This is a genomic window from Streptomyces parvus, assembly GCF_014648875.1.
Lineage (GTDB): Bacteria > Actinomycetota > Actinomycetes > Streptomycetales > Streptomycetaceae > Streptomyces > Streptomyces parvus.
In genome coordinates, this window is record NZ_BMRY01000005.1 from 148563 (window position 1) to 173340 (window position 24778).

General features: G+C 71.2%; 21 protein-coding genes. 13 read left to right on the plus strand and 8 right to left on the minus strand.

Annotated elements, in window-relative coordinates; genetic code table 11:
- Positions 1 to 200 precede the first annotated feature (200 nt).
- From IE140_RS17450 to IE140_RS17465, 4 genes are all read right to left on the minus strand, one after another.
- Positions 201 to 2786: an ABC transporter permease gene (locus IE140_RS17450; protein WP_150197053.1), complete on the minus strand. Its 2586-nt coding sequence runs from the start codon at positions 2784 to 2786 to the stop codon at positions 201 to 203.
- Positions 2783 to 3571, minus strand: a complete 789-nt coding sequence (locus IE140_RS17455) for an ABC transporter ATP-binding protein (protein ID WP_093445229.1) — start codon at positions 3569 to 3571, stop codon at positions 2783 to 2785. The genes IE140_RS17450 and IE140_RS17455 overlap by 4 nt, the downstream gene beginning before the upstream one ends.
- Before the next feature lie 305 nt (positions 3572 to 3876).
- Positions 3877 to 6738, minus strand: a complete 2862-nt coding sequence (locus IE140_RS17460) for a tetratricopeptide repeat protein (protein WP_150197052.1) — start codon at positions 6736 to 6738, stop codon at positions 3877 to 3879.
- Positions 6735 to 7166 (minus strand): hypothetical protein, encoded by a 432-nt coding sequence (locus tag IE140_RS17465; RefSeq protein ID WP_150197051.1) that lies wholly within the window; start codon positions 7164 to 7166, stop codon positions 6735 to 6737. The genes IE140_RS17460 and IE140_RS17465 overlap by 4 nt, the downstream gene beginning before the upstream one ends.
- A 153-nt stretch (positions 7167 to 7319) precedes the next feature.
- Between IE140_RS17465 and IE140_RS17470 the strand changes: the two genes are divergently transcribed.
- The 5 genes from IE140_RS17470 (at position 7320) to IE140_RS17485 (ending at position 12815) form a co-directional block, all read left to right on the plus strand.
- Positions 7320 to 8921, plus strand: coding sequence for an MFS transporter (locus tag IE140_RS17470; RefSeq protein WP_150197050.1), 1602 nt, complete (start codon positions 7320 to 7322; stop codon positions 8919 to 8921).
- 186 nt (positions 8922 to 9107) lie between these two features.
- A complete protein-coding gene (locus tag IE140_RS36050) occupies positions 9108 to 10208 on the plus strand; it encodes an AAA family ATPase (protein ID WP_229826833.1) in 1101 nt (366 codons plus the stop codon).
- Between the two features lie 69 nt (positions 10209 to 10277).
- On the plus strand, positions 10278 to 12053 hold the full coding sequence (locus IE140_RS36055) for a tetratricopeptide repeat protein (protein WP_229826834.1): 1776 nt from the start codon (positions 10278 to 10280) through the stop codon (positions 12051 to 12053).
- Between the two features lie 55 nt (positions 12054 to 12108).
- Entirely contained in the window at positions 12109 to 12429 is a 321-nt protein-coding gene (locus IE140_RS17480) for an ArsR/SmtB family transcription factor (RefSeq protein ID WP_150197049.1), read from the plus strand.
- Entirely contained in the window at positions 12426 to 12815 is a 390-nt protein-coding gene (locus IE140_RS17485; RefSeq protein WP_150197048.1) for a VOC family protein, read from the plus strand. Before IE140_RS17480 ends, IE140_RS17485 begins: the two co-directional genes overlap by 4 nt.
- 11 nt (positions 12816 to 12826) lie before the next feature.
- Here IE140_RS17485 and IE140_RS17490 read toward each other — a convergent pair whose 3' ends face one another.
- Complete coding sequence (locus tag IE140_RS17490) at positions 12827 to 13351, minus strand: ATP-binding protein (RefSeq protein WP_150197047.1); 525 nt, start codon at positions 13349 to 13351, stop codon at positions 12827 to 12829.
- 137 nt (positions 13352 to 13488) lie between these two features.
- On the opposite strand from IE140_RS17490, the gene IE140_RS17495 reads away from it, so the two are divergent.
- The 7 genes from IE140_RS17495 (at position 13489) to IE140_RS17525 (ending at position 19716) form a co-directional block, all read left to right on the plus strand.
- Positions 13489 to 14433, plus strand: coding sequence for a helix-turn-helix domain-containing protein (locus IE140_RS17495; RefSeq protein WP_229826835.1), 945 nt, complete (start codon positions 13489 to 13491; stop codon positions 14431 to 14433).
- Positions 14396 to 14515 (plus strand): DUF397 domain-containing protein, encoded by a 120-nt coding sequence (locus tag IE140_RS17500; protein WP_167533558.1) that lies wholly within the window; start codon positions 14396 to 14398, stop codon positions 14513 to 14515. The genes IE140_RS17495 and IE140_RS17500 overlap by 38 nt, the downstream gene beginning before the upstream one ends.
- Before the next feature lie 499 nt (positions 14516 to 15014).
- Complete coding sequence (locus IE140_RS17505) at positions 15015 to 16922, plus strand: sensor histidine kinase (RefSeq protein WP_189460519.1); 1908 nt, start codon at positions 15015 to 15017, stop codon at positions 16920 to 16922.
- A gap of 116 nt (positions 16923 to 17038) precedes the next feature.
- Positions 17039 to 17485: a roadblock/LC7 domain-containing protein gene (locus tag IE140_RS17510; RefSeq protein ID WP_093439503.1), complete on the plus strand. Its 447-nt coding sequence runs from the start codon at positions 17039 to 17041 to the stop codon at positions 17483 to 17485.
- On the plus strand, positions 17482 to 17841 hold the full coding sequence (locus IE140_RS17515; protein WP_032767246.1) for a DUF742 domain-containing protein: 360 nt from the start codon (positions 17482 to 17484) through the stop codon (positions 17839 to 17841). The genes IE140_RS17510 and IE140_RS17515 overlap by 4 nt, the downstream gene beginning before the upstream one ends.
- Positions 17822 to 18439, plus strand: a complete 618-nt coding sequence (locus tag IE140_RS17520) for a GTP-binding protein (protein WP_006125150.1) — start codon at positions 17822 to 17824, stop codon at positions 18437 to 18439. Before IE140_RS17515 ends, IE140_RS17520 begins: the two co-directional genes overlap by 20 nt.
- Positions 18436 to 19716 (plus strand): cytochrome P450, encoded by a 1281-nt coding sequence (locus IE140_RS17525; protein WP_150198338.1) that lies wholly within the window; start codon positions 18436 to 18438, stop codon positions 19714 to 19716. Before IE140_RS17520 ends, IE140_RS17525 begins: the two co-directional genes overlap by 4 nt.
- Before the next feature lie 121 nt (positions 19717 to 19837).
- On the opposite strand, the gene IE140_RS17530 is transcribed toward IE140_RS17525, so the two are convergent.
- The gene (locus IE140_RS17530; RefSeq protein WP_229826854.1) at positions 19838 to 20989 is read right to left on the minus strand and encodes a cytochrome P450; all 1152 of its coding nucleotides are present in this window, start codon (positions 20987 to 20989) and stop codon (positions 19838 to 19840) included.
- 205 nt (positions 20990 to 21194) lie between these two features.
- On the opposite strand from IE140_RS17530, the gene pdxR reads away from it, so the two are divergent.
- Positions 21195 to 22634, plus strand: coding sequence for a MocR-like pyridoxine biosynthesis transcription factor PdxR (pdxR, locus tag IE140_RS17535; protein ID WP_189460521.1), 1440 nt, complete (start codon positions 21195 to 21197; stop codon positions 22632 to 22634).
- On the opposite strand, the gene IE140_RS17540 is transcribed toward pdxR, so the two are convergent.
- Both IE140_RS17540 and IE140_RS17545 read right to left on the minus strand, forming a co-directional pair.
- Positions 22622 to 23605, minus strand: a complete 984-nt coding sequence (locus IE140_RS17540) for an aldo/keto reductase (RefSeq protein ID WP_150198504.1) — start codon at positions 23603 to 23605, stop codon at positions 22622 to 22624. The genes pdxR and IE140_RS17540 overlap by 13 nt on opposite strands.
- 165 nt (positions 23606 to 23770) lie before the next feature.
- Complete coding sequence (locus tag IE140_RS17545) at positions 23771 to 24679, minus strand: cellulose-binding protein (protein WP_150198506.1); 909 nt, start codon at positions 24677 to 24679, stop codon at positions 23771 to 23773.
- Between the last annotated feature and the right edge of the window lie 99 nt (positions 24680 to 24778).

Below are 24778 nucleotides of genomic sequence, written 5' to 3' on the forward strand. Positions count from 1 at the left end.
GCGCCACAAGAGAGGCCGTGATGTCAGCTTGCTGCACGGGGGTCCGCCGCCCTGTGCAGCAAGCTGACACGGTCCTCCGTGACCGACGGCCCGGGGCGGGGAACGGGCTCGGCCCCGGGACGTTTGGAGGAACGTCCCGGGGCCTGCCGGTCATCCTACGGTGACGCCCTCGGGCTCACCCCTGCCGGGCGGGTGCGGGCTCACCCGTCCGTCGCGATGGCGTTCAGGACGTTCATCCGACCTGCCCGGAAGGCAGGGACGAGGGCGGCGAACAGTCCGACGAGGGCGGAGCAGGCGAAGACCGTGAGGATCGTCGGCCACGGGATCTCCAGGACCTCAAGACCTTCCAGCGCCAGCAGCTTCTGGGCCGCGGTGCCCCAGCCCATGCCGAGTCCGAGTCCGAGCATCGCCCCGAAGAGGGCGATGACCACGGACTCCAGGCGGATCATGCGGCGCAGCTGGCGGCGGGAGAGCCCGATGGCGCGCATCAGGCCGATCTCCCGGGTCCGTTCGACGACGGACAGGGCGAGGGTGTTCACCACACCGAGCACCGCGACGATGATCGCCAGGGCGAGCAGGCCGTACACGATGTTCAGCAGCTGGCCGATCTGGTCCTTCAGTTGTTCCTTGAAGTCGGCCTGGTTCTGGACCTTGTAGACCGGGTACTCGGCGATGGCGCTCTTGAGGGCCGCGTACGCCTCCTTCTCCTTGCCTTCCTCGGCCTTGGCGAACATGATCACGTTCTGCGGCATCCGGTCGGCCGGGACGTAGGACGACGCCGTCGTGAGGTTGGTGTACATCGCGCCGCGGTCGATGTTGGTGTCGTCGGAGGTGATGGCCGCGACCTTGAGCTTCGCGGTCTCGCCCGCCTTGAAGGCGACGGTGATCGTGTCGCCGACCTTGATCCCGTGCCGCTCGGCGTACCCGTCACCGACGGACATGGCGTCCTTGCCGTACGCCTTCGCGAGGTCACCGGAGACGACCGTCCGGCGGACGTCCTGCTGGTACGTCGGGTCGGCGGCGACGAGCCCCTCGTCCTCCGTCTTGCCGTTCGGCGCGGTGATCTTCGCCTTGACGAAGGTGTAGTCGGTCATGTGCTCCAGGCCGGGAACGGCGCGCACGGCGTCGGCGGCCTGGGGCACGATCGGGCGGCCGGTGCTGCCGTCCTGGACCATGAAGTCCGCGCCGACCGACTTGTCGAGCTCCTCGGTGGCCGAGGCCACCATGGAGGACCCGACGACGGAGAGGCAGGCCACCAGGGCGAGCCCGATCATCAGGGCGGCGCCGGTAGCTCCCGTACGCCGGGGGTTGCGCAGGGCGTTGCGCTCGGCCAGCCGACCGACCGGGCCGAAGAGCCGCAGGACGACGACGCTCAGCCCGCGCACCACGACGCCGGCCAGGAGCGGGCCGATCACGATGAAGCCGATGAGGGTCAGCAGCACGCCGAGGGCGAGGAACATGGAGCCCTCGGTGGCCTTGTCAGCCTGGGTCGTCGCCCACAGGGCCGCGCCGCCCGCCGCCGTCAGGAAGAGACCGATACCGGCCCTGATCCAGCCGGAGCGGCCGTCCGCGGGGGTCCCGGCGTCGCGCAGGGCGGCCATCGGGGAGACCTTGCCGGCCCGGCGGGCCGGGATGTACGCGGCGAGGACGGTGACGACGATCCCGAGCACGAGGCCGATGGCGGGGGTCGTCCAGGCGACGGTGAGGTCCTCGGTGGAGAGCGTCATGCCGACGGCGCTCATCATCTTCATCAGCCCGACGGCGAGGCCGACGCCGGCCGCGACGCCGAGCAGGGAGCCGACGATGCCGAGGAGGACGGCCTCCAGGAGCACGGACCGGTTGACCTGCTTGCGGCTGGAGCCGATGGCCCGCATCAGGCCGATCTCGCGGGTGCGCTGGGCGACCAGCATCGAGAAGGTGTTGACGATCAGGAAGATGCCGACGAGGAAGGCGATTCCGGCGAAGCCGAGCATCGCGTACTTCATGACGTCCAGGAAGGCGCCCATGTCGTCCTTGTTGGCCTCGGCGGCCTCCTTCTGGGTCTGGAGCTTGTACGCGGCGTCGCCGTCGAGGGCGGCGGCCACGTTCTTCTTGAGCTGGGCGTCGCTGACGCCGCTCTCGGCCTTCACCAGGATCTGGGTGAAGACGCCCGGGGCGCCCAGCAGGTGCTTCTGTGCGGTGGCGGTGTCGAGGTAGACGACGGTCGCGCCCGGGTTGGTGGCGGTGAAGGACGCGATGCCGCTGATCTTCGCCTTGAGGTCACCGGTGGCGGCGATGGTGCGCAGCTCGTCGCCGATCCTGAGCTTGTTCTTCTTCGCCGTGTCGGCGTCGACCATCACCTCGGTGGGACCACGGGGTGCGTGCCCGGAGGTGATCTCCATCGAACGCAGGTCGTTCTTGGTCCAGTTGCTCGCGATGGTGGGGGCGCCGGTGTCGGAGCCCATGTTCTTGTTGTCGCTGTTGACGACGGTGACCGCCATCGAGAAGGCGGCGCCCTCGGCCCGCTCCACCCCGTCGGCCTTCTCGACCTGCTGGATCACGGAGGCGGGCAGTGAGGCGGGCTTGCCGTTGTCAGGCTGCTCGTCTTCGTCGTCCGAGGCCTTCGGGCTGACGGTGACGTCGGGCGAGGAGATGGTGAAGAGCTTGTCGAACGTGGTGTTCATCGTGTCGGTGAAGACGAGCGTGCCGCAGACGAACGCCACGGACAGCAGCACCGCCACGGCGGAGAGGGCCATCCGGCCCTTGTGCGCGAAGAAGTTGCGCACCGAGGTCTTCCAGACAGTCATGACGTCCGCCCACGTGCGTCGAAGTGCTTCATACGGTCGAGGACCTGCTCGGCGGTCGGGCTCAGCATCTCGTCGACGATGGAACCGTCGGCGAGATACAGCACCCGGTCCGCGTAGGAGGCGGCTACGGGGTCGTGGGTGACCATCACGATGGTCTGGCCCAGCTCGTCGACCGACCTGCGGAGGAAGGAGAGGACTTCGGCCCCGGCGCGGGAGTCCAGGTTTCCGGTGGGCTCGTCACCGAAGATGATCTCCGGCCGGGCGGCGAGCGCCCGGGCGACGGCGACGCGCTGCTGCTGACCGCCGGAGAGCTGGGTGGGGCGGTGCTTGAGACGCTCGGCGAGCCCGACCGTCTCCACGACCTGCTGAAGCCAGGCAGCGTCGGGCTTGCGGCCCGCGATGTCCATCGGCAGCGTGATGTTCTCGATCGCGTTGAGCGTCGGGAGCAGGTTGAACGCCTGGAAGATGAACCCGATCCGGTCGCGCCGGAGCTGGGTGAGCTTCTTGTCCTTGAGCTTGGTGATCTCGGTCTCGTCGAGGAAGATCTCGCCCGACGTCACCGTGTCGAGCCCGGCCAGGCAGTGCATCAGGGTCGACTTGCCGGAGCCGGACGGGCCCATGATCGCCGTGAACTGCCCGCGGGCGATGTCCACATCGACATGGTCGAGCGCGACGACCCGGGTCTCGCCGGTTCCGTAGGCCTTCACTACCTGTCGCGCCCGTGCCGCGACGGCCGTACGCCCTCCAGTGCCCCCGTGCCTGGGAATGGTCACAGCCGTTGTCACGGTTTTTCTCCTATGTCGGTCGATGACTGGACGTCGCTGAGTACGTTCCGATTCTGTGTTCCGGACCGTCTCCGGCGCGATGGTGCTCAGCGCAGTCTTCGGGTGGGGTTTTCCCCACCCGCCCCCCTGCGGTGAGCCGTAGCGGCGACGTAAGAAGAGGTTAAGGAGAGGGCCCCCGTCGCCACGTCCTCCGCCGGGAGGAACAGGCCCTGGCCACTATGAGGGGGCGCCCCCTAGGGGAACTCGTCCCTCGGGCGGAGCCGGGGTCAGGGGCACGGTTCCGGCGCCTTGGTGTCCTGCAAGCCCTAGAAGGGATCGTCGCCGTAGCCGGACGTGCTGCTCCCGCCGCTGTCGGACGAGGAGTCGTAGCTGCTGGAGGAGTCGTAGCTGCTGGAACTGCTGGAGGAGTCGTAACTGCTGGAAGAGTCGTAGCTGCTTGAGGAGTCATAACTGCTGGAACTGCTGGAGTTGCTTGAGCTGCCGGAGCTGCTGGAGCTGCTGGAGGAAGAGCCTTCGTCGCTCGCCGCGGCGGACGAGCGGTGGCCGCCCGAGCCGCGCGTCCGTGATCCACCGGTGCCGAGGTACGTGACCGTGGGCCGGGGCGGGGGCTGTTCCTCGGCGGCGTCGACGGGCAGCGGGGAGGCGACGGGTCCGCTCGCGTCGTCCGCGCCTCCGACCGGAAGGGCGGCGAGTGCCGCGTCGTCCGGGGGCGACGGTTCTACCAGGCCGTGCGAGACGGTGCGGCCGTCCGGCAGAGACTGGCCGAGGGCGAGCACGTCAGGGGTGTCCGGGGATACGTCGTCCAGGAGGAGCGCGGCCGCCGGCGGCAGGACGATGAGCGGGCCGAGCGGCTTCAGCGGGATGCGCCGCAGCGAGGCGCGGCGGCGGACGAGACGCCGGACACTCAGGTGCTCCTCCCGGGCCCGCCGCTCCAGCCTTCGGGCCGCGTGCCGGACCGAGTCCGGGTGGACCTCCGCGAAGTACCCGGCGGCGGCCCCCAGCCAGTAGCGCGTCTCGCGCACGTGGCCCGACGCGGCCGATGCGAGACCCAGGTTGTACGCGGCGAGCGCCCGGCCGAACGGGTACTCGGCGGGGAAGGCGCGGAACGCCTTTCGATAGGAGCCGAGCGCGGCCGGGGGATCGCCGCTCAGCAGCTGGACATTCCCCAGGTGCAGCAGCGACCGGCCCTCGCCGACCTCGTCCGCGGCGTGCCTGCTGTGCTCGACGGCCCGCTCGTGGCAGTCGAGGGCCTTCCGGTCGTTCCCGTGACGGGCCTCGATGACACCGAGGTTGTTGAGGATCGCGGCGACACCGCTCGCGGCGTCCGAGGAGCGCCGGTGCCGGAGGGGCAGCTCGCACTGCTCCAGCACGCTCCTCAGGGCGGCGATGCCCTCGTCGCTCAGCTGTTGCGGCGTGTCCAGCTCGCTCAGTGCCCGGTACATCAGGGAGACGACCTCGTCCGGGCGACGGCCGCTCCGGGAGGGCCAGGCGTCCACCGCCTCCCGGTAATAGGGCAACGCCTCCTCGGGCAGACCTTGTTGGTGGTACGCCCTGCCGATCTCCCGCAGCAGGTGGCTGCGCGTCTCCGCGAGGCCGAGGCGTTCCGCCGCACGGGCCGCCACCTCGTGCGAGAGCAGCCAGTCGTCCCAGTGCTTGCGCAGGTCGAAGTAGGGCGTGAGGCTGAACGCCACGGACACGGCACGGTCCTGCGAGGACGGGTGGTCCTGGGAGCGGACCACGGCGGCCACCAGATTCGGCCGTTCGGCGTCCAGCCAGGCGAGCGCGGAGCCGGTGGTCCGCAAGCCTTCGTCCGCCCGGGCGGTGGAGTGCGAAGCCCGTTTCCGCCACGACTTCTCGTCGTCCGCTCGGCGGGAGGGGCGAAGGTCGGCGGGCAGCCTCTTGACGGCGGTCCCCGCCGTGACGTCGTAGTGGTCCATGAGCCGGGTGAACGCGGCCTTCCGTTCTCCGGCGGCGAGGTCCCGGCAGTGCTCCTGTGCGTAGAGCAGCACCAGGGATGCGAGGCGGTAGCCGTCGTAGCGGGTGCTCCGTTCGAGGAAGCGCAGGCCGTGCAGTTCGTTCAGCCGGTCGCCGGCCCGGGCCGGCGAGACCCCCGCGAGTGCGGCGGCGGCGTGGACGCCGATGTCGGGCCCGGGGTGGAGGGGCAGCAGCCGGAGCATCTGCTGCGCGGGGGTCGAGAGCAGCCGGTAGGACTCGTCCAGCGCGGAGCGTACGCTCCGGTCCCCGGTGCCCAGTTCGCCGAGCCGGTCCGAGGAGTCGGCGAGCCGGTCCCGGAGTCTGCCGACGGACATGCCCGGGCGGGTGACGAGCATCCGGGCCGCCCGCATGAGGGCGAACGGCAGCCGGTCGCAGAGCTCGGCCACCGCCAGCGCGGCTTCGGGGTCGTCCGCGATCCGCCGGTCCGTGCCGAGCGCGTGCTCGACGACGGCCGCCAGGAGCGCGACGGCGTCGGCGGCCGCGAGGCGGTCGAGCGCGTGGAACGCCGCGTGCTCGTCGAGCAGTTCGGCCAGCTGTCCGCGGCTGGTGACCACCAGTCGCCCGGTGCCGCCGGGCGGCAGGAACGGGGTGACCTGTTCCGTGGCGGTGGCGCCGTCCACGACGATCAGCATCGGCTTGCCGTGCTGCTCGGCGTGGTCGAGCAGATAGTGACCGAACAGCTCCCGCTGCTCGTCGAGGGTCCCCTGCCCGGGCACGGACCGGTCCAGGGCCTCCGCCAGCAGGCGCAGGGCCCGGCTCAGCGCGTCGCCGGGCGCGCCCACGTCACCGGGCCGGTTGTCGACGTCGATGAACAGCTCGCCGCTGAACCAGCGGCGTCCGGTACGCCGCGCCTCCTGCGCCACGGCCCGGACCAGCAGGGTCTTGCCCACACCCGCCGGGCCGTGGACGACCACCGGGCCGGTGGCGCCGCGGCGGGGGTCCAGCCGGGCCAGCACCTGCCGGGTCTCGTCCTCCCGGTCGATCCAGCGGCCGACGTCGAGCATCCGCCCCACCGCCTGCGCCCTGCCCTCCCGGGGCAGATTCCAGGTGATGAACTGCCGGTTGCCGTCCCCGATCTGCTGGGCGCTGTTGCGGTAGATGTTCCCGGTCAGGTGCGTGCCGCCCGTCCGCCGCCGACGGGAACCGTCCGGGGCACCGGAACCCCGCCTCATGTGTCGGAGCCGTAGTGAATCTGCTGGTGGTTGTGGTTGCCGTACTGCTGGGGCGACTTGTCGTAGGTGTTGCCGTGCACGTTCAGCACCTGATGCCGGTCCGCCACCCCGGGCACCAGGGAGATCAGCTGCCTCAGCTCCGTCTCCGCCTGCTGCCGGACCTGGTCGTCGGCATCGCTGAGCAGGGCGGCGAAACGCTGCCCCCACAGGCTCGCCTGACGGCTGCTTCCCTCCGCGTCGTCCGACGCCAGGACCAGTGCCGTACGGTCCAGTTCGCGCTGCGCCCCGTCCTCGGCGCCGTCCCCCGAACGCCTGCGGAACATACGGGCCACGCCCTCGCTCACGCTCCCCCAGGCCTCCGTTCCGGCGGCCTGCACCACAGCGGTCCCGCCGGCCGCGGCCAGCGCCAGCAACGCTTCGGTCAGCATCCCCCACACCCTTTCCCCCGGACCCCGAACAGCCCTTCTGGTCCTCCCCGCCTCAACTCCCCGACAAACGAAGCCTCCCAGCACAGGCACTCCCGCTCCCGCCGCTCGGATGAGACAGTTCCCCGGGAGATACGTGCATAGGGAAGGAACCCGGTGAGCGGCACAGACGGCAGGAGCGACGCGAACGCGGGCGGCGGCGAACCCACGGCGGCGCCGCCTGCCCTCACCACTCCCCGGGGCCGCCGCCCCGTCGTGGCTGCGCTCATGCTCGGTATGGCGCTGGCCGCCATCGACGGCACCATCGTCTCCACCGCCGTCCCCCAGATCGTCGGCGACCTCGGCGGGCTCACCGTCTTCTCCTGGCTCTTCTCCGGCTATCTGCTGGCCGTCACCGTCACACTCCCCCTGTACGGGAAGCTCTCCGACACCTTCGGCCGCAAGCCGGTCCTGATCGCCGGGATCATCCTGTTCCTGGTCGGCTCGGTCCTCTGCGCGGCCGCCTGGAACATGGCTGCGCTCATCGCCTTCCGTATCGTCCAGGGGCTCGGCGGCGGTGCGCTCCAGGGCACGGTGCAGACCATCGCGGCCGACCTCTACCCGCTCAAGGAACGCCCGCGCATCCAGGCGAAGTTGTCCACGGTGTGGGCCACCTCCGCGGTCGCCGGGCCGGTGGTCGGCGGGCTGCTCGCCGGATACGCGGACTGGCGGTGGATCTTCCTGATCAACCTCCCGGTCGGGGCCGTCGCCCTCTGGCTGGTCGTCCGCCATCTCCACGAGCCCTCCCGCCCGCGTCCGGCCACCCGGCCCAAGGTCGACTGGGCGGGCGCGCTGGCCGTCTTCGCGACCGGCAGCCTCCTGCTGACGGCGCTCGTGCAGGGCGGGGTGGCCTGGCCCTGGCTCTCGGCACCCTCGCTCGGCCTGCTCGGGGCGAGCGCGGCGCTGGCCGCGCTGACCGTCGTCATCGAACGGCGGGCGGCGGAGCCGATCATCCCGGGCTGGGTGTGGCGGCGGCGCACCATCGCCTCGGTCAATCTGGCGCTCGGCGCGATGGGGCTGCTGATGGTCGCGCCGACCGTCTTCCTGCCCACGTACGCCCAGTCGGTGCTGGGCCTCGGCCCGATAGCCGCCGGGTTCGTGCTCTCGGTGATGACGCTGAGCTGGCCGGTGTCGGCCGCGCTGTCCGACCGGGTCTACAACCGCATCGGCTTCCGGCGGACCGCGATGATCGGCATGAGCGCGGCACTGCTGATCCTGCTGGCCTTCCCGCTTCTCCCCTACCCCGGCGAGCCCTGGCATCCGGCCCTCCTGATGCTGCTGCTCGGCGCGGCCCTCGGCCTGTTCCAACTGCCGCTGATCGTGGGCGTGCAGTCGACGGTCGGCTGGGCGGAGCGCGGTACGACGACGGCGTCGGTCCTCTTCTGCCGCCAGGTCGGCCAGAGCATCGGCGCGGCGGTCTTCGGGGCCGTCGCCAACAGCGTCCTGGCCGCCCGCCTCCTCGACGCCCCGGTGGACGGCCTCCCCGGCGACCTGGACGCGGTGACCCGCGCGCTGGAGGACCCGGGCGCGTTCTCGGCGGCGGCGACGGACCATGTGCGCCGGGCGGTCGACGCGGCGGTGGACTACGTCTACATCGGGGCGGCCGGAGCCGCGGCACTGGCCCTGCTCGCGCTGATCACGCTGGCCCCGCGCCGCTTCCCGATCATCACGGAGCCGACGGAGGCGACCGAGGGCGCGGGGGCGGCGGGCCGGCGCTGACGCCGGTGCCGGGGTTCTCCCGCGCTCGGCTGACAGACGGGCGGGCTGGACCGGACACTGATGGCCTGCGTCCGAAGCGACCAGCACGGACGGACGGTTGTCATGCCTGGCCCGCAGGGTGAGGCGGAGGAACGGACGGGGTGCGGGATGTCAGGGGCGGAGACGCGGGGCCTGTCGCGGGGAGCGTTGATCCGGCAGCGTGCCAAGGCCCGGTTCGTCGGTCGGCGGGCGCAGTTGACGCTCTTCACGGAGAACCTGGCTAAGGACCCCTTCTCCGAGGAGGCTCCGGCGGACTTCCTCTTCCATGTGCGCGGCGTGGGCGGTGTGGGAAAGTCCACGCTGCTGCGGCAGTGGCAGGAAGCCGCCAGGCGTGCGGACGCGATCACGGCGGTGGTGGACGAGAACGACGTCCACGGAGTGCAGCAGGCCCTGGTCGAGCTCGTCCGGCAGCTGGAGGCGCAGGGCGGGCCGTGCAAGGAGTTCGGCAAGGCGGTCGAGCAGTTCAGGCGGGAGCAGGCGGCCCAGGCCGAGCCGCTCCCCGTGGACGGCGAGGCGTCGGTATCGAGCCGGGTGCTGACGCAGGCCGCGTTGGGAGCGACCTCGCTCATCCCCGGGGCCGGGTTCGTGACGGCGATGGCGAATCCGGATGCTGCGGCCCAGGGGCTGGACCGGCTCCGGTCGCAGTCGAGGTCCCGTTCCCAGCGCCGAGGTGGCCGAGGTGACGAGACGGGGTTGAGCCGTGCTTTCGTCGCCGAGCTGGAACGGTTGTGCCGCCGCCAACGGTGGGTGGTGCTCTTCTTCGACACCTGGGAGCAGACCGCGCACTACTTGGACGGCTGGCTGCTGCGGCTGCTGGATGAGGAGTTCGGCCCGGTGCCGGCGAACGTCGTCATCGTGCTGGCCGGCCGGGACGAACTGGCGGAGCGGGACTGGGCGCCGTTGCGCGCGCATGTCGTGGACGTACCGCTGGAGGTGTTCACCGAGGCGGAGACGCGTGCGCTGCTGACCTCGCGGGGCGTGACCGAACCAGCGGTTGTGGAAGCGGTGTTGCAGCTGTCGATGGGGCTGCCTCTGCTCGTCGAGCTGCTCTCTCTGGCTCGCCCCAACACCGTCGAAGACCTCGACGCCGGAGGGGACTTCGCCGATGTGGCCGTCGAACGGTTCGTGCAGTGGATCACCGACCCGAAGAAGCGTGAGGCCGTACGGGCCTGTGCGCTGCCCCCGCAGCTGAACGAGGACGTCTTCCACGCCGCGGCCGGGCCCGAGGCCGAGGGGTTGTGGGAGTAGCTGTGCGGGCAGCCGTTCGTCAGTGGCCGGGGTGACTACAAGCACTACCACGCGGTGGTCCGCGCCAGCATGGTCCATCAGCAGCGCACCCATTCCCCCCAGGGCTGGGTCTCCGCCCATATCCGACTCGCCGACGTGCAAGCCGCCTGGCGCGGTTCGGTCGAGGAACGGCTCCCCGAAGCGAAACGATGGGAGGAGGACGAATGGCGTCGGCACCGTGCGGACGAGACGTACCACCGGTTGTGCGCCTACCCGGGGACGTATCTGACGGCCGCCCTGGAACAGCTCGTGCATGGCGCGGGCCAGAGCGTGGCCGTACTGCGGCAGTGGATCGAGACCTTCGAACAAGCCGCGCGGGACACGACCGACCCCACACTCCTTTCGTGGGCGGGGCGACTCCAGTCCGCTCTCACGAGCGATGATCCCGTTCTCGCCTGTCTCGGTGTGCTGCTGTCCCACGGTGGGCTGAGCGCCGACGGTAGAAGCCGGGCCTTCACCTACCGGGGCAACCGCCTCTACTTTTGCGACCGGGAGGAGGAGGCCCTCACCGAGTTGGATCGTGCCGTCGCACTGAACGCCCGGAACGTGACTGCCTGGTCCCGCCGCGGCGAGGTCCGCCGCTGGTTCGGCCATTACGACCAGGCCGTCGCCGACTTCACCACCGCGCTCAAACTTGATCCAACTGACGCGTGGAGCCTCACATTACGCGGAGAGACACACCAACAGGCAGGTCGTTACGCGGCGGCCGTTGCAGACCTCACCACCGCACTCGAACACGACCCGACCAGCGCCTGGGCACTCAGCGCCCGCGGCATATCTCACCGGCAGGCCGGTCACTACGATCGAGCCATCGCAGACCTCACCAGCGCTCTTGAACACGATCCCACCCTCACATGGGTACGCAGCCAGCTAGGCGACACACATCGGCAGGCCGGCCGCTACGACCAGGCCGTCGCCGAGTACACCGCCGCTCTCGAACTCGACCCCACCTACGCCTGGGCACTTGCAGGTCGCGGAGAGGCACACCAACGGGCGGGCCGCCACGACCAAGCCATCGCCGAGTACACCGCCGCTCTCGAACTCGACCCCACCTACGCCTGGGCACACGCCAGTCGCGGCCACGCGCACCATCAATGCGACCGGTACGACCAAGCTATCGCCGAGTACACCGCCGCTATCGAACTTGACCCCACCTACGCCTGGGCACTCGGTGCCCGGGGCGAGGTACATCGGGCGATCGGCAACTACCGTGAGGCCGTTGCAGACCTCACCGCCGCGCTCGAAAGCGACCCTGCCTATGCCTGGGCACACGCCACCCGCGGCCACGCGCACCATCAGCCCGGTCGTTACGATCAGGCCGTTTCCGACCTCACCGCCGCTCTCGAAATTGACCCCACCTATGCCTGGGCACACGCCACCCGCGTCCAAGTACATCGGCAAGCAGGCCGGCGCGAGGAGGCGCGTAGAGACCTGGATCGGGCTGTTGAAGCGCACCCCGAAGACGTCTCCTGCACCTTCGAGAGGCTCATGTTCGAGGCTGTGGAAGGTCGGCTTCAATCGTCTGCGGAACAGTGGATTCAGCTGCTCTCCTCCCAAGGGAACCCGACTGACGCGGAGACCAGCTTCTTGAACCTTCTTCGGTCGCTGTTCATCGAAGCGGAGAACCGCGTGCCGGAGGCGACCGAGGAGTTGTTTGCTATTGCCGCCTATCAGGGTCGCGGTGATCTCGCCGATCTGCTCAGTTACGTGGTCGAGCTCTCCGCGCTGACCGGCGAGCTGCGGGACCGGGCACGGCAGTGCCGCGATCTGATCATGGAGCACGACCCCGACGTCGGTCGACCCTAGGGCTGCCGAGGACCTCCACTTGATAGGCAAGTCGCTACTTGCCTATTGTGGAGTCATGGCGGACGATGTCTTCAAGGCCCTGGCCGACCCCACCCGGCGGCGCATCCTCGACGAGCTGACCGACCGGAACGGCCAGACGTTGTTCGAGATATGCGGACGGCTGGTGACCAACCACGGCCTCGGGCTGTCCCGGCAGGCGGTCAGCCAGCATCTGGCCGTCCTGGAGACGGCGGGTCTGGTCGTCACACGCCGCGAGGGCCGCTACAAGTTCCATGACCTGCACACCGAACCCCTTGAGCAGATCGTCACTCGATGGCTCGGACCGAAGACACCGCAGACCCCGCAGACCCCCCAGACCCCGGAGAGCACCCCATGAGGATCAACCTGACCAGCGTCTTCGTCGACGACCAGGAGAAGGCCCTGCGCTTCTACACGGACGTCCTCGGCTTCGTGAAGAAGCACGACGTCCCGCTCGGCGGCGAGGACCGCTGGCTGACCGTGGTCTCGCCGGAGGACCCCGACGGCACCGAACTCCTCCTGGAGCCGGACAAGCACCCGGCCGTGAAGCCGTACACGACGGCCCTGGTCGAGGACGGCATCCCGGCCACAGCGTTCACCGTGGACGACGTACGGGCGGAGTTCGACCGGCTCGGCAAGCTCGGCGTCCGCTTCACCCAGGAGCCGACGGAGATGGGCCCCGTCACCACCGCCGTCCTGGACGACACCTGCGGCAACCTGATCCAGATCATGCAGAGCGCCTAGGGCGGGCACCCTCACGCCCCGCCGGCAGGCGGGCCGGCCGCCACCTCCGCCCACACGATCTTCCCGATCGGGTTCCGGGGCTCCCACCCCCACTTCGTCGCCAGGCATTCCACCAGGAAGAGGCCACGTCCCGACTCCTGGTCCTCCGGGGGCAGCTTCGCGTGCTCCGGCGTCCGGCCGAGCACGGCGTCCGAGACCTCGATACGGAAGCGGCTCGCCGGGCCTTCGTAATCCACCCGCACGTGGAAGTTCCGCCCCCGCAGCCGCCCGTGGCACACCGCGTTGGCGGCCAGCTCCGCCACCACCAGGGCCACCGAGCACGACGCGTCGGTCATCGGCCCGAACCCCCAGTACCCCAGCTGCCGCACCACCGTGCGGCGGGCGAGCCGTGCCCCCCGGGGCGTCGAGGGGAACTGCCGCGACAGGCTCCCGTAGCCGTTGGCGGTCAGGCCGAAGCGGCGCGGGAGGGGTGGGGCCTCTTCCCGTCGGGCGGCCTCCGCCGCCGCGGGCGTCTTCCTGCCGGTCATGCCGACCATCCGTTCACTCGACTCCTCTCACGTCACCCACACGTGCGGGTTCCGTGACGTTCCGTGCTCAAGAGTCGGCCGTGCGTCCTAGCCTCGGAAGGTGACAGCGCCTTACCCCGCAGGCCGTAAGAATCGGAAGCAGCCCCATGGCCAAAGCAATTGACCCGCAGTCCTCCATGGCGGCCCTCTTCGGGTCGCGCCTGCGCAAGCTCCGCGTCGCGGCCGGACTCACCCAGGCCGAAGTGGGCTCGCTCGCCCATGTCGTCAGCAGCCGCATCGCCCAACTGGAGCGCGCGACCGGCGCGAAGCCCACGCTGGAGCTGACCCGGGTCCTGGACAAGGAGCTGGTGGCGGACGACTTACTGATCGACCTCTGGCCTTATGTGTACCGGGAGGCGTTCCCGGACTGGTCGCAGGCGTTCATCGCGTACTCCGCCCGCGCGGCGGTCATTCGCCAGTACGCCTCGCACGTCGTGCCCGGTCTGCTGCAAACGCCGGAGTACGCGCGGGCGTTGCTGAGCGTGGGCCACACGCTGCGGGACGCCGAGCACCTGGAAGAACGGCTTGCCGCCCGGCTCGACCGCCAGGTGCGGCTGACCGGCCCGGACCGGCCGGAGCTGTGGATCATCCTCGACGAGGCCGTGCTCCGGCGTCCGGTCGGTGGCGCGGCGGTGATGCGCGGCCAGTTGGAGAAGCTGCTCAGGATGGCGGAGGAGCCCAACGTCACGATCCAGGTGCTGCCGTTCGACCAAGGTGCGCACGGCTCGTTGGGCGGTTCCCTCACCGTGCTGGTGATGCCGGACGGCACCGAGATCGCCTACACGGAAGGCGCGCACTACGGCCAGTTGACCGAGGAACCGGACGAGGTCGAACGGTTCGCTCTGACTTACGATCAACTCAGGGCGATGGCACTGCCGCCGCTGATGTCACTCGCCATGATTCGATCCGTACTGGAGGCCGATACCCGTGCAGCGAGTGTCCCGTCCCGATCTGACCGCCGCCGCCTGGCGCAGCAGCAGCTACAGCAACCAGGAGGGCGGCGACTGCGTGCAGGTGGCGGACGGATTCCCCGGCGTCGTCCCCGTCCGTGACAGCAAGAACCCCACCGGCCGCGCCATCGTCGTTCCCGCCGCCGCCTGGAGCGCGTTCATCGCCGGAGTCGTCGTCCACTGACGCATGGCGCGCGGCGTCACCCCCGCGCGCATCGGCACCACTCCATTTACTGGTGTCACTGAGCATTTACCGGCGCCATATTGACCGAAAAGAATTCCTCGGGCTCCGAGACATCGCCGCTTCGCGGCACACCCCCGGACCTGCCGGCAGGCGTGGCGCATATGCCTCGACCATTCCCCCGGGGCTCATTCCGGCCCGACATCGGTCAACGCGGCGCGCCGCCTCGCAATTACCACAACAGCCGCAGCCCGCTGGCCACTTCCCGACAAAATCACTCTGCCTACGGACTATGCCGCTCACCGGATCAACCTCCGCACAAGCATGTCTACGATGAGGTCAACCCCTGACAGGAAAGGCTGCTTCCGCTTTTCTCCGATTCGCCAGGTGAACTGCACCTTCTCGGAGCGGCCGCACACCTTCTGCTCGGTAGAACTGTCGGTAGAACTGAGGGACCGCATCCATGCCAGAACCCGTACCAGCCAGTCAGCGGCGGAGGCCGATGAAAGCGCCCGGGGCGGCGACGGCGCCGCTCGTGGCCGTGCTGTCCGTACTCGCCGTCGCCGGAGCCGTGGCCGTCCTGCTGGCCCCGTCCGGGGCGCGCGGCTGGGCGGTGGCGGTCGTGGTCACCGCCTGGGTCGTCCTTGCCGTCGCCCTCGCCGTCGCGCACGCCCTCGCCCGGCGGGCCCAGCGCGCGGCCTCGGCCCGGACCGCCGAGGCCGAACGGCTCAAGACCTCGCTGACCGCACTCGAAGCGGACACCGTCCACACCGCCGACGTGGCGCTGCCCGCGCTGCTCCGTCTCGTACGCGGCGGAGTGCCGGCCGCCGACGCCCTCGGGCGGGTCCCGCTGCCGCGCGGGCCGCGTCAGCGCAAGCTGCTGCACGTCCTCGCCACCACCGTCGAGGGGCAGGAGCAGCAGACCGCCGCCCTGCGCACCGAGAGCACGCGGACCCACGACGAGCTGGGGAGGGAGAACGCCCGGCTCCGCGACGAACTGCACGCCCTGACCGCCGAGGTGGAACGCTTCACCCGCGAGACGCTGCCGAGCGTGGCCGCCCGGCTCCGTGAGGGCGAGTCAGGCGCCGCCGTGCAGGCCGAGGTGTACCTCCCGGAACAGCCGCTGCTGCGCGCCTCCGTCGAGGCGGTGCTCCGGGAGCTCGCGCTCAGCGAGCGCCGCGCCCTCGCCGCGCAGACCGCGTCCGCCAAGGCGCTCAGCCGCGTCCAGGCGAAGTCCGTCAGCATGCTCGCCGACCTGCGCAGCATGCAGGAACGTCACAGCGAAGAGGTGTTCGGCGATCTGCTGAAGCTGGACCACAGCACCTCGCAGCTCGGCCTGATGACGGACCGCCTCGCCCTGCTGATGGGCGGCCGGCCCAGCCGCGCCTGGAACAGGCCGATCATCATGGAGAGCATCCTGCGGGGTGCGGTCGGCCGGATCGCCGCCTATCAGCGGGTACGGCTGCACTGCTCGTCGAACGTCGCCATCTCCGGCTTCGCCGCCGAAGGCGTCATGCACCTGCTCGCCGAACTGATGGACAACGCCGCCAACTTCTCACCGCCCATCGACGAGGTGCACGTCTACGTCGAGGAGCGCGGCACCGGCATCGTCGTCACCATCGAGGACAGCGGCCTGAAGATGGCCGACGCGGCGATGCGGCGGGCCGCGGACTCCGTGGCCGGGCGGACCACCGACCTCGCGGCCCTCCAGGGCACGCGTCTCGGCCTCGCCGTGGTGGGGCGGCTCGCGCTCAAGCACCGGATCAGCGTCAACTACCGGCCGTCCTCGCGCGGTGGCACCGGCGTGGTCGTCCTGCTGCCGAGGCATCTGATCGCGCAGGAGTCCCGCGAGAGCCATGCGGTCGCCCCGGCGGCCCCGAACCTCCGGGAACCCGCAGCCCCGGCGGCCCCGAGCCCCCGCGAAGCCGCTCCGGCCGTTCCTGCATCAACGCCCGCGCCCGCCCCCACGGTCACGCTCACGCCTGAACCCGTGACACCGGAACGTTCGCCCGCGGAGCCTGTGTCACCCGCGCCCGCAACGCCCTCCCTCCCCGAAGCCCCCGCACCCGCTCCCCCGGCCCCCGACCCCCTCGTCGTCCGCCCCCGGGAGCCCGAGCAGCCCTCGACCCGCCCTGCGGCGGCCTCCACCCCCGGCGGCCTGCCCGTCCGCACGCCCGGCCGCACCATGGGCGAGGCCGAGCGCGAGCGCGGCCGTCACCGCGGGGCGCCCGCGCCCACCTCCTCGGCCGGCCCGCGGGGCGACACGCCACGGGCCACCCCGCCCCGCACCGCGGGCCAGCAGTTCGGCGCCTTCCAGCGCGGCCGGCGGCCCCAGGGCACGGCGCCGGCAGCAGCGGAGCAGCCGGACGCCGGGACCGTACCGCCGCCGCCACCGTCCTCCGCGCCGTAGCCAGGAACGCCCATCCACAGGGTGTCCGGGGCCACCGGACGCGCTCGCTCGAACATCCGAGATTGGAGGTACGGGCCGTCGGCCGGTTCCCCGGCCCCACGGTCCCGTCACTCATCATGCAGACAACGGACAACAGCCTCACCTGGCTCCTGCAGAGGCTGCTGGAGCAGACCCCCGGCACCCGGCACGCCCTGGCCCTGTCCCGCGACGGGCTCAAGCTCTGCTGGAGCGAGCACCTCACGCTCGACCAGGCCGACCAGCTGGCCGCCATCTGCTCGGGCATGCAGGCGCTGGCGCAGGGCGCCTCCATCGAGTTCGGCGACGGTTCCGGCGGCGTACGGCACTCGATGACCGAGTTCCACGGCGGCCTGCTCTTCATCGTCGAGGCCGGGGAGGGCGCGCACCTGGCCGTCGTCGCCACCGAGGAGGCCGACCCCAGCATCGTGGGCAACCAGATGACGCAGATGGTCGAGCAGATCGGCGAACACCTGCGCGCCGCACCGCGCGGCACCGTACCGGGGAGCGCTTCTCCGGGACGTACGGCCCCGGGGAGTCTCTCGTGACGCCCCGGCGCCCCGTCGACACTGGCGCCCCCGACCGCCTCTACACGGTCACCGGCGGACGCAGCCGCGCCGCGGACTCGTTCGACCTGGTGACCCTGGTCGTCAGCGAGAGCCGGCCGACCCCCGGCATGCAGTCCGAGCACGCGCGGATCCTCGAACTGTGCAGCCACCCGACCGCCGTCGTCGAGATCGCCGCCGAACTCTCCCTCCCCGTCACCGTGGTCCGCATCCTGCTCGACGACCTCCACGTCATGGGCCGGATCACCGCCCGCCACCCCCGCGTGGCCGCCTCGCACTCCGAACTCCCCGACTCCGAACTGCTGAAGGAGGTGCTCCATGGTCTCCGGAAGCTGTGAGCTGCCCGCCCAGCGCACCCCGCTGGCCGACGCGGCCGAGACCGGCCTGAAGATAGTCGTCGTCGGAGGGTTCGGCGTCGGCAAGACCACGCTCGTCCGCTCGGTGAGCGAGATCCGGCCGCTGAACACCGAAGAGGTCATGACCCAGGCCGGTGTCGGCGTCGACGAGACGAGCGGTGTCGACGCCAAGACGACCACCACCGTCGCCTTCGACTTCGGACGCATCAGCCTCAACGAACGCATCGTGCTGTACCTGTTCGGCGCCCCGGGACAGGAACGCTTCTGGTTCCTGTGGGACCGGCTCTTCTCCGGCACCCTCGGCGCGGTCGTCCTCGTGGACACCCGCCGGATGGACGACTCCTGGTACGCGATCGACCGGCTGGAACACCACGGCACCCCGTTCGTGGTGGCGGTGAACCGGTTCGACGACGACGTCGCCCACCCCCTCGAAGAGATCCGCCAGGCCCTTGCCCTGCCCGAGCACATCCCGATGATCGACTGCGACGCCCGGGTCCGGACGTCCAGCAAGAACGTCCTGATCACGCTCGTCGACCATCTACGCACGATGGCCATCGCCCGGGAGACGACACAACCATGAGCACCTCCAGCCCGTCCTTCGACCCGCCCTTCGATCCGGGAGCCACCGCACCGCCCGGCTGCCCGGTCGCCCCCGGTGCCGTACGCCTGTCCGGAGCCTCGTACCAGCAGACCCCGACCGAGCTCTACCGCTCGCTGCGGCGCGAGCACGGCGCGGTGGCGCCGGTCCTGCTCGACGGGGACGTACCGGCCTGGCTGGTCCTCGGCTACGCCGAACTCTCCTACGTCACCACGCACGACGAGCTGTTCGCGCGGGACTCCCGCCGCTGGAACCAGTGGGAGACCATTCCGCCGGACTGGCCGCTGCTGCCGTTCGTCGGCTACCAGCCGTCCGTGCTCTTCACGGAGGGCGACGAGCACCGGCGCCGGGCCGGCGTCATCACCGAAGCGCTGGAGGGCGTCGACCAGTTCGAGCTGGCCCGCGACTGCCGGCGCATCGCCGAGCGGCTCATCGCGGACTTCGCCGGGAGCGGCCGGACGGAGCTGATGAGCAGTTACGTCCACGCCCTGCCGATGCGGGCCGTGGTCCAGATGTGCGGGATGCCGGTGTCGGGATCGGACACCCAGCAGCTGGTGGACGACCTGCGCATCTCGCTCGACGCCGGCGAGGGGGACGACCCGGTGGCGGCCTACGGGCGCGTCGGGGACCGGCTGCGCCAACTGGTCAAGGACAAGCGGGCGGCACCCGGGCCCGATGTCACCTCCCGCATGGTGACGCACGGGGCGGGGCTCACCGACGAGGAGATCGTCCAGGACCTGATCTCGGTGATCGCCGCCGCCCAGCAGCCCACCGCCAACTGGATCTGCAACACGCTGCGGCTGCTGCTGACGGACGAACGCTTCGCGGTGAACGTCTCCGGGGGCAGGCTCAGCGTCGGCGAGGCGCTCAACGAGGTGCTGTGGCTGGACACCCCGACGCAGAACTTCATCGGCCGCTGGGCCGTACGGGACACCCAGCTCGGCGGGCGGCACATCCGGGCGGGCGACTGCCTGGTCCTGGGGATCGCCGCGGCCAACACCGACCCGGAGATCTGGCCGGAGTCGTACGTCGGGGCCGAGAACTCCGCGCACCTGTCGTTCAGCGGCGGCGAGCACCGCTGCCCCTACCCCGCGCCGCTGCTGGCCGACGTGATGGCCCGTACGGCGGTGGAGACGCTGCTGGAACAGCTGCCGGACCTGATGCTGGCGGTCGAACCGGCGGAGCTGGCCTGGCGGCCCTCGATCTGGATGCGCGGACTGTCGGCGCTGCCGGTGCAGTTCAGCCCGATGGCGCAGTAGCGGGAGGCCGGGCGAGGGGCGATCCCCCGCCCGGCCTCCCGGGGACGAATCCCGGCCTCCCGGGTACGACGCCCGGCCTCCCGAGTACGAAGCCCGGCCTCCCGAGTACGACCGTGCTCCGTCAGCCGGACACCGGTGTGAAGCGCACCGGCAGGCTCTTCGGCCCCCGGGTGAACACTCCGTTCTCGACCGGGTCGAAGCCGTCGGCCAACCGGAGATCGGGCATGGCGTCCAGCAACTGGCCCACCCCGGTCTCGACTTCGGACCTGGCCAGCAGAGCGCCCACGCAGAAGTGCCGGCCGAGCGCGAAGGCGAGATGGTCGGCCGCCGCCGAGAACGCGTTCGTGGCGGTCAGGTCCTCGCGGAAGATGTCGAAGACATCGGGGTCGCGGTAGCGGTCCTCGTCGCGGTTGGCGGAGCCGATCAGGCAGGTGACCGTGGAGCCCGCCGGTACGGTGCCGCCGCTCAGCTCCACGTCCGCCGCCGACTGGCGCATGATCATGTGCACCGGCGGTGTGTAGCGCAGCGTCTCGGCGAAGGCACGGGCTATCAGGCTCCGGTCGGCGCGGACCGCCGCCAACTGCTCCGGGTGGTTGAGCAGGTTGGCGAAGATGCCGGCGATGGCCTTGTCGGTCGTCTCCCCGCCGGCCGCGAGCAGCAGACTGCAGAACGCCTTGACGTCCTCGTCGCTCATCCGGACACCGTCGACCTCCGCGGTGCACAGCGTCGACAGCAGATCGTCGCCCGGCGCCTCCCTCCGCTCGCAGATGATCGGCAGCATGTACTCGGCGAACTCGACGCGCGTACGTTCACCGGCCCGCGCCACGTCCTGGTCGCCGGAGAGATTCCCGAGAAAGGCGATGACGGCCGTGTACCAGCCGTGAAAGCGCTCATAGTCGGACTTGTCCAGACCGAGCATGTCCGCAATGACGTTCACGGGAAATCGGGTTGCGTAGTCGGCGACCAGATCGACGGAACCGGAGCCACGGAACCGGTCGATCAATTCGCGCGAATTGCGCTCGATGACCGGTAAGAACTTGTCCCGCAGGTCGGCGCCCCGGAAGGCGGGCGCGACGAGGGCCCGGCGTACGGCGTGCTCGCGCCCGCTGAGCTGGAGAATCGTCCGCCCGTGCACGGGCTCGATCTGCCAGTCGTAGTTCTCGGTGGTGAACTCACCGGCTCTGTCCTTGAAGATGCGCTCGACATCCTCATAACGCGAGACGATGTAACTCTTGGTGGCCTCGTGCCACAGGAGCGGCGCGTCATGCCGCATCCGGCGATACGCCGCATACGGGTCTCTCTCGAACTCTGGCGACAGAATGTCCGGTGTTCGGACGGTCATGACCACTCCCTTGCAAGCAGAACGGGAACTGCGAGGTGCATGACTTATTCAGCTCGTGCCGGCGGATATATGCAAGAGCCACGGGTCGCGGACTGCCCGAGCCGGTACGGCATCCCGGCCGCTACGATCTCCGGCTGTGACGCATGACCGTGAGCGGACCGGGCCCGCGTGGGGGACCTTCCTGGAGCTGGCGGATCCCACCGGAGGCCCCCTGCACACGCGGCTGGCCCGGGCGCTGCGGGACGCCGTCGCCGACGGGCGGCTCGCCGCGGGCAGCACCCTGCCCGCGAGCCGTGTTCTCGCGGCGGATCTGCGGTGCTCCCGCTGGGTGGTGACCGAGGCGTACGCCCAGCTCGTCGCCGAGGGCTACTTCGAGGCCCGCAGCGGCTCGGCCACCCGGGTGCGGGCGCACGCGGGTACCGCCGCGACCCGGCACCCGGGGGCGGGCCCGGCGCGCTGGACGCCCCGGTTCGACCTGCTGCCGGGGATCCCCGACCTCCGCGCGTTCCCGCGCAAACGCTGGGCCGACATGGTCCGCGCCGCCACCACCGAACTGACCTGGGACGAACTGGGCTACCCCGATGCCGCGGGGCTGCCGAGGCTGCGCCGGCAGCTCGCCTCCTACCTGGCACGCGGGCGCGGAGCCCGCGTGGAGCCGGAACAACTCGTCGTCTGCGCGGGCACGTTGGACGGTGTCCTGCGGCTGTGCCGGACCCTGCGGGCCGCCGGGCACGCCCGGGTCGCGATCGAGGACCCCGGCTGGACCCAACTGCGCCTGACCGTGGCCGCGGCGGGCCTGACGCCGGTGCCGGTCCCGGTGGACGGACAGGGGCTGCGGGTCGACCTGCTGCGCCGGGAGGCGGCCGTACGGGCCGTCATCGTGGCCCCGGCGCACCAGTTCCCCACCGGTGTCGTCCTCACCCCCGCCCGCCGCGCGGAACTGGCCGACTGGGCGCGGGAAGTGGACGGCCTGATCATGGAGGACGACTACGACGCCGAGTTCCGCTACGACCGCCACCCCGTGGGAGCCCTCCAGGGCATGGCACCGGACCACGTCGCCCTGCTCGGCTCGCTGAGCAAGACGCTCTCCCCCGCCGTCCGGCTGGGCTGGATCGCCGCTCCCGGCCGCTGGACCGAGGCCCTCGTCGCCAGGGACACCGGAGGCGCCCCGCCCCCCGTCATCGACCAGGACGCCTTCTCCCGCTTCCTCACGTCCGGCTCCTACGACCGGCATCTGCGCGCGTCCCGGCTGCGCTACAAGCGCCGCCGCGACCGCCTCCTGCGCGAACTGGCCGCGCATCTGCCGGGCGCGGCCGTCGGCGGGGCGGCCGCCGGATTCCACCTGCTGCTCCCCCTGCGGGACTGCCCGGCGGACGCCGTGGTGAAGGAAGCGGCCGGCCACGACGTACGCCTGGCGAGCCTGGACGACTACCGGACGGTGCCGGAGGAACCCGGTCCGGACGCCTCGGCCTCGACCCTCGTCGTCGGCTACGGGAACCTCACCGACCAGGCGGTGCCGGAGGCCGTCCGGCGGCTGGCCGCCGCCGTCGAGCGCGTACGGGGTCAGTCGGTCTGACCGAGGGCCGCCGCGTCCAGGCGGGCCCTCAGCTCCCCCGGCAGCCGCAGCTCCGCCGCCCCCAGCACCTCGTCCAGCTGCTCGACCGAGCTGACGCCCACGATCGGGACGACCGGCGGGTCCCCGGCCATCAGCCAGGCCAGCACCACCTGGTTCGGCGTCGCGCCCAGCTCGTCGGCCACCTCGCCGAGCACCGCGAGCCGCCGCGCGCTGCCCGGGTGGTCGTACGCCTCCGGCAGCGGCTTGTCCGCCCGGGTGTACGCGCCCGAGATCAGCGACGAGTAGGCCATCAGCGTCAGGTCGGTCTCGGCCCGCAGATAGTCGAGCAGCTCCGGCGTGACGTGCACGTGCGCGCTCTCCGGCAGGCTCAGGTCGTAGCGCGGCTGGAGGTAGGAGTAGCGCTGCTGGACGCAGGTGTAGGGCGTCATCCCGCCCGCGCGGGCCACGGCGCGCGCCCGCTCCGTCCGCCAGGTGGCGTGGTTCGAGCAGCCCAGGACGGTCGCCTTGCCGTCCCTGACCAGGGAGTCGAAGGCCTCGACCGTCTCCTCCAACGGGACGGTCCGGTCCTCGACATGGGCCCAGTACACGTCGAGGTGGTCCGTGCCCAGGCGGCGCAGGCTGTCCTCCGCGGCCTTGCGGACGACCGCCCCCGACAGCCCCTCGGCCGTCTCCAGTCCGGTGCCGGGCACGGTGGGCCGCGCGCCCGTCTTGGTGGAGATCAGCACCTGGTCGCGCACGCCCCGGTCGGCGAGCCAGCGGCCGATGGTCGCCTCGCTCTCGTCCCCGGTGCCGCCGGGAGCCCAGAACGCGTAGTTGTTGGCGGTGTCGAGGAGGTTGCCGCCCGCCTCGACGTACCGGTCCAGGATGGCGAACGACGTCTTCTCGTCCACCGTGGTGCCGAACGGCAGCGTGCCCAGGGCCAGGGCGCTGGCAAGGGGACCGGTGGGTCCTCCGATACGACGTCGCAGCATGCGGAACTCCTCAACAAGGTGGTCGGCGTGCCCTCCTGGAAGTTCTCCGGGAGGAACGATCACCACCGTAGGCCGCGAACGGACCGGTATCCCGGGCCAATCCGACGACGGAAAACCGGACCGCTTTGCCGCGTCCGCGCTCGGGCACTCGGGGTGCTCGGGTGCTCAGGCTCCCTCGTCCGCGTTCTCCTCCGGCGTCACCCGTCCCGTCAGCGCCGCCAGCGAGCTGCGTACGTGCGCCATGTGCGCCTGGACCTCCTCGCGGCCCTCCTCGTGCTCCCGCAGGATCCGTTCCGTCTCCCGGACCACCCGCTCCTCCCGGACCCGGGCCTCGGCCAGCAGCTCCGCCGCCCGCGCCTCCGCGTCCTCCTGGCCGTGCCGGGCCGCCTCCTGCGTGGCGGCGAGATGCCGGCCCGCCTCCGCGAGAAGGGCCTCCGCACGCTCGGCCAGCTCCGCATGGCGGGCCTCCAACGCGGCTTCCCCGGCAGCCAGTTCGGCCTCGGCAGCCTTGCGGCGCTCCGCGTGCTCCTGCTCCTGGTGGGCCAGCACACTCGCCGTACGCTCACGGGTCGCCGCCATCGCCGACGCGGCGGCCGCCCGCACCTCCTCGGCGTCCTGCAGGGCCGCCGCCAGCAGCTCCTCCGCATCCCGGACCGCCGCGGCCACCCGCTCCGCCGCCGCCCGGTCCGCCGCCTCGCGCACCGCGTCGGCCGCCTCGCGCGCGGCGTCCCCGGCGGCCCGGCCCGCCGCCTCCGCCTCGTCCCGCAGCGCCTGGCCCGCCGCCACGGCCCCGGCCTCCAGCTCCCGGGCCTCGTCCTCGGCCAGGGCCAGGATCCGCTGCGCCCGCTCGCCCAGCTCCGCGTAGTCCTGGACGGGCAGCGTCGCGACGGCCTCCGCCAGCCGGGCCGCCTCGGCGAGAAGCTCCTCCACCCGGCCGGTCAGCCGCGCGACCTCGGCGAGCGCCCTGTCCCCCTCGGCCGTCAGGGTGGCCACCATGCGGTCCACCTGCTCCGGGCGGTAGCCCTTCCCCAGGGCACCGACGACGTCGAACGCGGACACCGGTCCAGCACGCATCCCTGAAACCTCTCTCCGACCCACCGACCCACCGCGATACGTCAAGGATGCGGCAATTGGTGCCGGAAGTCGGAATCGATCAGCGGCATTCAGGCCGGA

What these genes read in the sequence shown, in the direction of transcription:
- IE140_RS17450 (WP_150197053.1), bottom strand. Translation starts at nt 2,786, where the DNA reads ATGACTGTCTGGAAGACCTCGGTGCGCAACTTCTTCGCGCACAAGGGC.
- IE140_RS17460 (WP_150197052.1), bottom strand. Translation starts at nt 6,738, where the DNA reads ATGAGGCGGGGTTCCGGTGCCCCGGACGGTTCCCGTCGGCGGCGGACG.
- IE140_RS17465 (WP_150197051.1), bottom strand. Translation starts at nt 7,166, where the DNA reads ATGCTGACCGAAGCGTTGCTGGCGCTGGCCGCGGCCGGCGGGACCGCT.
- IE140_RS36055 (WP_229826834.1), top strand. Translation starts at nt 10,278, where the DNA reads ATGGTCCATCAGCAGCGCACCCATTCCCCCCAGGGCTGGGTCTCCGCC.
- IE140_RS17480 (WP_150197049.1), top strand. Translation starts at nt 12,109, where the DNA reads ATGGCGGACGATGTCTTCAAGGCCCTGGCCGACCCCACCCGGCGGCGC.
- IE140_RS17485 (WP_150197048.1), top strand. Translation starts at nt 12,426, where the DNA reads ATGAGGATCAACCTGACCAGCGTCTTCGTCGACGACCAGGAGAAGGCC.
- IE140_RS17490 (WP_150197047.1), bottom strand. Translation starts at nt 13,351, where the DNA reads ATGGTCGGCATGACCGGCAGGAAGACGCCCGCGGCGGCGGAGGCCGCC.
- IE140_RS17495 (WP_229826835.1), top strand. Translation starts at nt 13,489, where the DNA reads ATGGCCAAAGCAATTGACCCGCAGTCCTCCATGGCGGCCCTCTTCGGG.
- IE140_RS17505 (WP_189460519.1), top strand. Translation starts at nt 15,015, where the DNA reads ATGAAAGCGCCCGGGGCGGCGACGGCGCCGCTCGTGGCCGTGCTGTCC.
- IE140_RS17510 (WP_093439503.1), top strand. Translation starts at nt 17,039, where the DNA reads ATGCAGACAACGGACAACAGCCTCACCTGGCTCCTGCAGAGGCTGCTG.
- IE140_RS17520 (WP_006125150.1), top strand. Translation starts at nt 17,822, where the DNA reads ATGGTCTCCGGAAGCTGTGAGCTGCCCGCCCAGCGCACCCCGCTGGCC.
- IE140_RS17525 (WP_150198338.1), top strand. Translation starts at nt 18,436, where the DNA reads ATGAGCACCTCCAGCCCGTCCTTCGACCCGCCCTTCGATCCGGGAGCC.
- IE140_RS17530 (WP_229826854.1), bottom strand. Translation starts at nt 20,989, where the DNA reads ATGCGGCATGACGCGCCGCTCCTGTGGCACGAGGCCACCAAGAGTTAC.
- IE140_RS17540 (WP_150198504.1), bottom strand. Translation starts at nt 23,605, where the DNA reads ATGCTGCGACGTCGTATCGGAGGACCCACCGGTCCCCTTGCCAGCGCC.
- IE140_RS17545 (WP_150198506.1), bottom strand. Translation starts at nt 24,679, where the DNA reads ATGCGTGCTGGACCGGTGTCCGCGTTCGACGTCGTCGGTGCCCTGGGG.